Source organism: Herbaspirillum autotrophicum, from assembly GCF_001189915.1.
Lineage (GTDB): Bacteria > Pseudomonadota > Gammaproteobacteria > Burkholderiales > Burkholderiaceae_D > Herbaspirillum > Herbaspirillum autotrophicum.
In genome coordinates, this window is record NZ_LFLS01000001.1 from 337,012 (window position 1) to 345,098 (window position 8,087).

The following is an 8,087-nucleotide window of genomic DNA, read 5'->3' on the forward strand; positions in this document are numbered from 1 at the left end:
ACAGCGGCGCTGCAGTTTTTGCAGTAGTCTGCAGGCAACAACAAGTAAATGATGATTAAACAGAAGCCTTGACGGAGACAAGCATGGATTTTGAACTGAACGAAGACCAACTGGCGTTTCAGCGCAGCGCGCGCGAATTTGCCGCCGGCGAGATGGCACCGCATGCGGCCAAATGGGATGAAGAGGCGCACTTCCCGGTGGATGTCATTGCCAAGGCTGGCGAACTCGGTTTTTGCGGCTTGTATACGCCCGAGGCAGACGGTGGTCTGAGCCTGTCGCGACTGGATGCCACCGTGGTATTCGAAGAACTGGCCAGCGCCTGTCCGTCAACGGCCGCATTTCTGACCATTCACAATATGGTGAGCTGGATGGTGGCGTCGTGGGCGACACCGGCGGTCAAGGCGGTCTGGTGTGAAGCACTGGCCAGCGGCCGCAAGATCGGCTCTTATTGCCTGACCGAACCGGGTGCCGGTTCCGATGCAGGTTCTCTCAAAACCACGGCCAAACTGGTCGATGGTCATTATGTAATCAATGGTTCCAAGGCATTCATCTCGGGCGCCGGCGCCACCGACGTGCTGGTGTTGATGGCGCGTACCGGCGGCGAAGGTCCCAAGGGAATTTCCGCACTGGTGGTGCCGGCTGATACTGCCGGCATCAGCTATGGCAAGAAGGAAGTCAAAATGGGCTGGAACAGCCAGCCCACCCGCACCATCAGTTTCGACAACGTGCGCGTGCCGGCCGATCATTTGTTGGGGCAGGAGGGGGAGGGCTTCAAGTTTGCCATGAAGGGACTCGACGGCGGCCGTATCAATATCGCCACCTGTTCCGTCGGTGCGGCGCAAGCGGCGCTCAATGCCGCGCATGCCTATATGAAAGAACGGCGCCAGTTCAACCGGCCGCTGGCCGATTTTCAGGCCCTGCAATTCAAGCTGGCCGACATGCAGACCGAACTGGTCGCGGCGCGGCAAATGGTGCGTCTGGCAGCCTGCAAGCTCGACGCCGGTTCCCCCAACGCTACCACCTATTGCGCCATGGCCAAGCGCCTGGCGACTGATCTCGGGTTCAAGATCTGCAATGAAGCGCTGCAAATTCATGGCGGCTACGGCTACATCCGCGAATATCCGCTGGAGCGTTATTTCCGCGATGTACGCGTGCATCAGATTCTGGAAGGCACCAACGAAATCATGCGGGTCATCATTGCCCGTCACTTATTGAGCAACGAATCGAACGAGGACATCCGATGAGCACCTATACCAATCTGAAGCTGGAAATCAGCGGTCACACCGCGATACTGACCTTGTCCAACCCGCCGGCCAATACCTGGACCAGCGCCGCACTGGCTGATCTGGCGCGGCTGGTGAGGGAGTTGAATACCAATCGCGAAATCTATAGTCTGGTGGTGACCGGCGAGGGCGAGAAATTCTTTTCCGCCGGCGCCGATCTGAAAGCCTTTGCCGATGGCGACAAAGCCGTGGCACTGGATATGGCGCGCCGCTTCGGCGAAGCGTTTGAAACGCTGAGCCAGTTCCGCGGTGTGTCGATTGCGGCAGTCAATGGCTACGCCATGGGCGGTGGCCTTGAGTGTGCGCTGGCGTGTGATATACGGATTGCCGAAGAGCAGGCGCAAATGGCCTTGCCGGAAGCGGCGGTCGGTTTGTTGCCATGCGCTGGCGGCACGCAATTGTTGCCATGGCTGGTGGGCGAGGGCTGGGCCAAGCGCATGATTCTGTGCGGCGAACGTGTGACTGCCGAAACGGCGCTGCGTATCGGTCTGGTGGAAGAAGTAGTGGCCAAGGGCCAGGCCAAGCAACGGGCGCTGGAACTGGCGCAGCAAGTCGACAAGCAAAGCCCGTCGAGCGTGACGGCCAGCAAGAAACTGATTCAGGGCGCGCGCAACAACCCGCTGGCGCTGAATCTGCCGGTAGAACGCGATCTGTTCATGGGCTTGTTCGAAACCGAAGACCAGAAAGAAGGCGTCAATGCTTTCCTGCAAAAACGCGCGGCGCAATGGAAGAATGCCTGATGTATTGATGCATGTTTGAGCGCTGATCAAGCCCTGTCTCGGACAGGGCTTTTTTACTTCTGGCGTGGCGTGCGGGAGAGGAACGGAAAGTCAGCGGAACAGCAGCGATTGATGCGCGCCGACCCCGGCCATTGCACCATCACCGACCGCCAGCGCGACACTGCCGGCCATGCGCGCCGCATCGCCACAGGCAAATACGCCGCTGACGCTGGTTTCTTTGGTCATTTCGGTCTTGATGAATGCGCCCAGCGGGCCTTCCTCGAAATCACATCCCAGTTGCTGCGCCAGCGGGCTTGCCATATGCGTGCGGCTGAGTGTGAACAGGCCGGCCATAGTCAATCTCCGGCCATCCTGCAATTCCACCGTGGCGGTGTTGCTGATGCGCGCCACCGGGGTGATTTCGATGTGCACGCCGCGTTTGCGCAAATCGGCATGCTGTGTCTCATCAAGCACCAGCGCACCATTGGTGAACAAAGTCACCTGACCCCAGTCCGGCAGCAAGGTCGCGTGATGCAGGGACATCGGACCAGTCGCCAGCACGCCGATCTGGCCGGCATTCAGTTCATAGCCGTGACAATAGGGACAGTGGAACACGCTTTGTCCCCAGCGCTCGGCCAGGCCATCAATGGCCGGCAATTCATCGACGACACCGGTCGCCAGCACCAGTCGCGCGCCATGCACGGTGTGGCCGCCGGCGGTAGATACGGCAAACGCGGTGTCGCTTTTGACCGCGTTGGCGGCGGTGTCATCGAGCCATTGTACGTTGGGGTAGGCTTGCAATTGCCGGCGGCCGTCGGCAGCAATGGCATCCGGAGCACGTCCGTCTTGCCCCAGGAAACCATGTGAAGTGGCCGCAAACCGATTGCGCCGCACACCGCCATCGATCATCAAAATCCGACGCCGCGTCCGCGCCAGTTGCAAGGCAGCGGACAGGCCGGCATAGCTGCCGCCGATGACGATTACATCAAAATCGCAGGTGGCTTGAGTTGTCATTTTGTTACTCCGGGTATTGATTATCGGTTTTTCATTTCAAGTAACTTATAATAATACATGAAATGAAAAATCAGCGCCGGCGATGCATGCAAAACAATCAGGGCAGCGGATTTTGATCGGATTCAGGCAAACGTATTGCTTTTTGGAATGCCAGGCAGCGCGCCGGCGATGCTGGCAGGTCTTGCAGGAAGTCTGCGTTCGACGGCATGGACATCGATCAAGATAATCAGTTAATTGTGAAAATATAAATAATTGCCAAAAAGAAACTTTGCTCCTAGAATCAACCGCTCTTCAACTTCTATTGGCTGCTACGGTGTCATTGCTGACTTTCCGCTGCCGACCGCATCCGGCGGCAGTGATCAATGCACCGCGCACGGCCTGCATCAGTAATGACAACGACGCAGAATCTGAATGTGCAGCCAATGGAGTCATCCAATCAGCCATCGTTGACTGGTCTGGCGTCGCCGCCAGGCCAGACAGCGCATGCCGGCAATGGCGGTGACTGCCAATCCGGGCATTGCGCCACGCGGCAAACCACCGTTACGCTGAGATTGCGGACCGATTCCGGCGCGCAGGCGGAGGGCAGTGATATCGGGTACCGCAGCGATGGCCGCCATGGCATGCCGCAATTCGGTGGGGCGCAAAGTCAGCTGGTGTTGAACAGAACGCGCCGCACCACCGACACAGAACCGGCGCCGGAATCCGGATCCGATCAGAGGCAGGATTCTGCCGGCGACGACACGGTGTCAGTGGTTCGCCTGCCCTGGCAATTGCCGATTGTTACCGATTACTCGGACCAGCGTGCGACCGATTTCCTGGACAATCTGGCGTCATCGTTGCGGGATCCGTTCGGCGATATGGCCGGACAAATTGCCACCGTCACAGAGTTGTCCCCGGAAGACAAGCAATTGGCGGTCAGCATCGGTTCTATGCTGTCGGGGTTGGGACAACTGGTCGCCGGGAATGGCGGGTTCTGCATGCAGTTCGCCGCAGGCATGGTGCAAAATGTCAGCAACATGCTCAAGGCCACACCACCGTCTGCCGACGATGCGACCGATCTGGCATCCGGCGCCCGGCTCGGGCTTGTTGCCGGTGCTACGCATGCGCCGCTGTCAGCATCCGGCACGGGCGAGAAATTGCCGGCGGCAACAACCGCGCAAGGCCCGGAAAACGAAATGCTGCCGAGTCGTCCCAAACGCGCAAGGAAAGTATCGACCGGCTACCTGAGATCGATGATCCGTCAGACACCGGGGCGCAATGGCCAACCGCGATTGTCAGCAACCATGTTGCGGGATGACGTCGCTCCTCCGGCCGCAGCCGGGAACAACGCGGTCTTTGCGATTCCTGCGGATCCTGGTTACGCAGGTGCCAACGTCAATGCCGGTCGGGGTCTCCGGGTCATTGCTGCCGATGAACTCACGGCCTATCGCACCCCGCACGCAAGCGCCGCTGTACTTGATGCAACGGTGCTGTATCAGATCAATCAGGAGCCGTACGCGCCGATTGCCGGCGCACTGTATCGGATTCAGAGGGATGGCGCGGGACAGAGCCGCCTGGTGGAGCGTGGCAAGCAGGTATACGATGCGCGCTCGCCCTATCTGCACAAAAACGACGATGGCAGTTTCAGCGCAATGCGGCCACAATTGGCCGGCGGCGGCAAGGGGGCATCCCGGATCGCCAGCGAGATTCCCGGTTCGGATAGCGGATTTTCCGGATCTGGCAGCTACACCGCCAGAAGAGCCAGCGTCGATTCGGATCGCATGGCGTCGCCTCTGCTGCACCCGGTCAGCCCACCTTCGTTTCCGCGGCAGCGGGCGCCGTGCGGCCGCGATTATCCGCAATTCGGTGCTTTCGAAGTGCCACCCGGGGACCGCGCACAACTTGAGAATGCGGTCAATTTCAAGGGAGAGTTGCATGCGCTTGATTACAACTACGCATTTGAAGAGGCAGATGAGGCATTCAACGCAAACCGGGACAATCTGGTCCGGCAGAGCAATACTTTTTACGCCTCGGTGCAATTACCTGCACGCCCTGCGATGCCGGATCTTGCGGTGGTGAACACGCCGCAGAAACTGATCTGCGAAGTGTACAAACAGGGAGGCGGATTGGTGGTTGGCGAGAGCCATGATTCCATGGCGAGCAAAAAATTCCTGATCGACAATATGCGCAGATTCAAAGAGCAGGGTGTCGCCACGCTCTATATGGAACATTTGCTGACGGATTTTCATCAGGCCGGTCTGGACAGCTATTACCGCAGCGGAAAAATGCCGCAAGAACTGACGGATTACCTGCGCGTGCAGGACCGGCAGCAAATTACCAATGCCAATTCTCCCTATACCTTTGAAAACATGGTGAGCGTGGCGCGCCAGCATGAGATCCGGATCCAGGCAATCGATGGCGCCGCCAGCTATCACTTGAAAGGCGTCGATGACATTCCGCCCGGAGGTCCGGTGCGCCAGAAAGTGATGAATTACTATGCCAGCAAAGTGATTGCGGCCGATCAGACGGTCAACGGCAGCCATAAGTGGGTGGCGCTGGTGGGCAATTCCCACGCCAACACCTTCCAGGGCATTCCCGGCCTGGCAGAGTTGACCGGGGTGCCGGGGCTGCGGGTTCAGGATGTCGCGAAAGAGATGCCGACTCGGATTACGGCGGATGTCGGCCTGTTGGGGAGAGTAGGCATCGGCCCCGAGTCGGCCGTCGTCAAATCGGATTTGTTGCTGGAGATCGGTACCGGCTGGCATGTGCCGCAATTGGGCTGATGCAGACGGCTACCGGTCGTCGGCCTGCCACTGATTGTCGTTCTGGGCAAAGCATTGCCGGGTGTGCAGTACAAACTGACCCGGTTGCGGCTCCCATGCCATGCGCTCGATGGCAATCCGGTCAGGCGCGATGCGGATCACATTGAAGGAATTGTTTTCGCCGCGTGCGCGGGTGGAGGTCGCGGTGCCGGCTTGTACCACCAGCGCGGAATAACCGGGGATCTGATAGCGCGCGGCGGTATTGCCGGCCGAGCTGATGTGGATGTGACCGGCCAGCAGCAGGTCGGCGCCGCAGGCGGCAAACCCCTGCATTGCCTGCGCGGCGCTGCCAACCAGATCGCGGCTGCGCCTGAGCACCGGCAAGTCGAACGGATGATGGGTCACGATGATCTTGGTGACATGCTCGCCGGCCGCCGCCAGTTGCTTTCTTGCCAGCGCGATTTGTGCAGCGTTGATGCGGCCATCCTTGAAAGTCAGTGAACGGGCGGTATTGACGCCCACCACCGCAATTTCATCATCAATGAAAGCCGGTTGCAGATCGTTGCAGATGTAGCGTCGATAGCCTCGCAGCGGCAGCAAAAAACGGGCGGCGACATTGTGCAGCGGAATATCGTGATTGCCGGGCACCACGATTTGCGGTTGCGGCAAGCCGTCCAGAAAGGCTTTTGCCTGTTCAAACTGAATACTGCGGGCGCGTTGCGTGAGGTCGCCGGAAACCACGACCAGATCCGGTTGCAGCGCGTGGATCTGCGCCGTGATCGGCGCCAGCAGGGCTTGATCGACACGGCCGAAATGCAGATCTGACAAATGAACGATGGTGCGCATGAATCGGGCTGGCTCCTGTATCAAGTGTGGTCCGGCGGGTTCCTTGCGCTCAGGCTGCCACGGCAGTGACGGCTGGCACCAGCACGCTCAGTGACGCCGGCCGGATCCGATAGTGCAAGGGCGTGCGCATCAGATTGACTTCGCCGTCGGTGGCAACCCGGATACTGCGATGACGGGTTTCGATACTGATCTCGGTGGCGGTCAACATGTCGAAATCGCTGGCCTGATGCAGGCGTCCGAACAAGGCATGCATGGCCAGCCGCAGCAGGCCGAGGCGACCGGTGCGATGGCAAACGTACAGGCTGAGCTTGCCACAGGTCAGCGTGGTGCGAGTGCCGATGTTGAAACCTTCCATCAGATATTCATTGTTGCCGATAAATACAAACGGCGTGCGCCGCCGGTGTTCCTGATCCTCGATGCTCAGTCTGACGTCAAGGAAGGGATAGCGCCGCAATGCACCGAGGGCAGCCCAGCAAAAGGCCAGCCATTTGCCGCGGCCGAGCCGGTTTTGCTGTTTTTCGCGATCGTGCACGATATCCGGATACAAACCCAGGCTGGAATTATTGACGAACAACACACCATTGACCTCGCCGGTGTCGACCAGCAGCGCTCGGCCGGTGGCGATGGTGTGAATCGCCTGATCCAGCGCCAGCGGTATTTGCAAATCCTTGGCAAAGTGATTCAGGGTACCCATTGGCAATACGCCGAATGCGGTTGTGGTCCCTGCCAGCACGCTGGCCACGGCATTGACACTGCCGTCGCCGCCACCGACTGCGACCTTGGCAATGCCGTCACGCACGGCAGCTTCGGCGGTGGCGATCATATGCTTGCCATCGCGTGCCAGCGTGACGCAGGCATGCTGGCCGAGCGCCAGAAATTGCGCCGTGATGTCGCGCGCGATTTCTTCGGCATGACCACCGCCGGCGTTGGCGTTGATGATGACGACAATATCGGTGCCGGGCACAGGCGTGTCAGGTGGCATGTCAGGATCGCTTGGCCGTGCTGGTGCCGGTGCGTGAGCCGGGCAATTGCAGGACCAGAATCGCGGTCAGCAGGAACCAGCAAATGCCTTCCAGCATACCGGCCACGACATCGCTGAAATAATGCACGCCGAGATAAATCCGGGTCAGGCCGGTCAAGACGGTCAACAGCAAAGCCAGGCCGATGATGGCACCGCGCCGGCCCACGCTCTGATTGGCCGGACGGCTGCACAGCCAGGCCGCCAGCACGCTGTAAAACACCGTGGCGCCAACGGTATGGCCGCTCGGAAAGCTGAAGCTGTCCATCACCAGCAACGGTTGTTCGAATACCGGCCGGGCGCGCACGAATACATGTTTGAACCACAAATTAAGCGCCATGCCGCCGAGTACCGTGACCGGCACCGCGATCAGCCAGCGCCAGTTTTTGATGCGCAGCAGATACAACATCAAGACCGCGCTCATCGACAAAACGCCGATGGTGCCGTGGATATGGGTATAGAACAA

General features: G+C 59.5%; 7 protein-coding genes. 3 read left to right on the forward strand and 4 right to left on the reverse strand.

The window, feature by feature from the left end; translation table 11 throughout:
- Positions 1-83: 83 nt before the first annotated feature.
- Positions 84-1,244 carry an acyl-CoA dehydrogenase family protein gene (locus AKL27_RS01455; RefSeq protein WP_050460781.1) on the forward strand — a complete coding sequence of 387 codons (1,161 nt, stop codon included), beginning with the start codon at positions 84-86 and terminating at the stop codon, positions 1,242-1,244.
- A complete protein-coding gene (locus tag AKL27_RS01460; RefSeq protein WP_050460782.1) occupies positions 1,241-2,023 on the forward strand; it encodes an enoyl-CoA hydratase in 783 nt (260 codons plus the stop codon). Before AKL27_RS01455 ends, AKL27_RS01460 begins: the two co-directional genes overlap by 4 nt.
- A 90-nt stretch (positions 2,024-2,113) precedes the next feature.
- Here AKL27_RS01460 and AKL27_RS01465 read toward each other — a convergent pair whose 3' ends face one another.
- Positions 2,114-3,016 carry an NAD(P)/FAD-dependent oxidoreductase gene (locus AKL27_RS01465; RefSeq protein WP_050460783.1) on the reverse strand — a complete coding sequence of 301 codons (903 nt, stop codon included), beginning with the start codon at positions 3,014-3,016 and terminating at the stop codon, positions 2,114-2,116.
- 389 nt (positions 3,017-3,405) lie between these two features.
- On the opposite strand from AKL27_RS01465, the gene AKL27_RS01470 reads away from it, so the two are divergent.
- Entirely contained in the window at positions 3,406-5,778 is a 2,373-nt protein-coding gene (locus AKL27_RS01470) for a membrane-targeted effector domain-containing toxin (protein WP_198155851.1), read from the forward strand.
- 9 nt (positions 5,779-5,787) lie between these two features.
- Here AKL27_RS01470 and AKL27_RS01475 read toward each other — a convergent pair whose 3' ends face one another.
- The 3 genes from AKL27_RS01475 to AKL27_RS01485 form a co-directional block, all read right to left on the reverse strand.
- Positions 5,788-6,603 carry a metallophosphoesterase family protein gene (locus AKL27_RS01475; RefSeq protein ID WP_050460785.1) on the reverse strand — a complete coding sequence of 272 codons (816 nt, stop codon included), beginning with the start codon at positions 6,601-6,603 and terminating at the stop codon, positions 5,788-5,790.
- A 49-nt stretch (positions 6,604-6,652) separates the two neighbouring features.
- Positions 6,653-7,585, reverse strand: coding sequence for a diacylglycerol/lipid kinase family protein (locus AKL27_RS01480; RefSeq protein ID WP_050460786.1), 933 nt, complete (start codon positions 7,583-7,585; stop codon positions 6,653-6,655).
- A gap of 1 nt (position 7,586) precedes the next feature.
- Positions 7,587-8,087 (reverse strand): phosphatase PAP2 family protein (locus AKL27_RS01485; protein ID WP_157056744.1); only part of this gene is annotated, 501 nt, incomplete at its 5' end.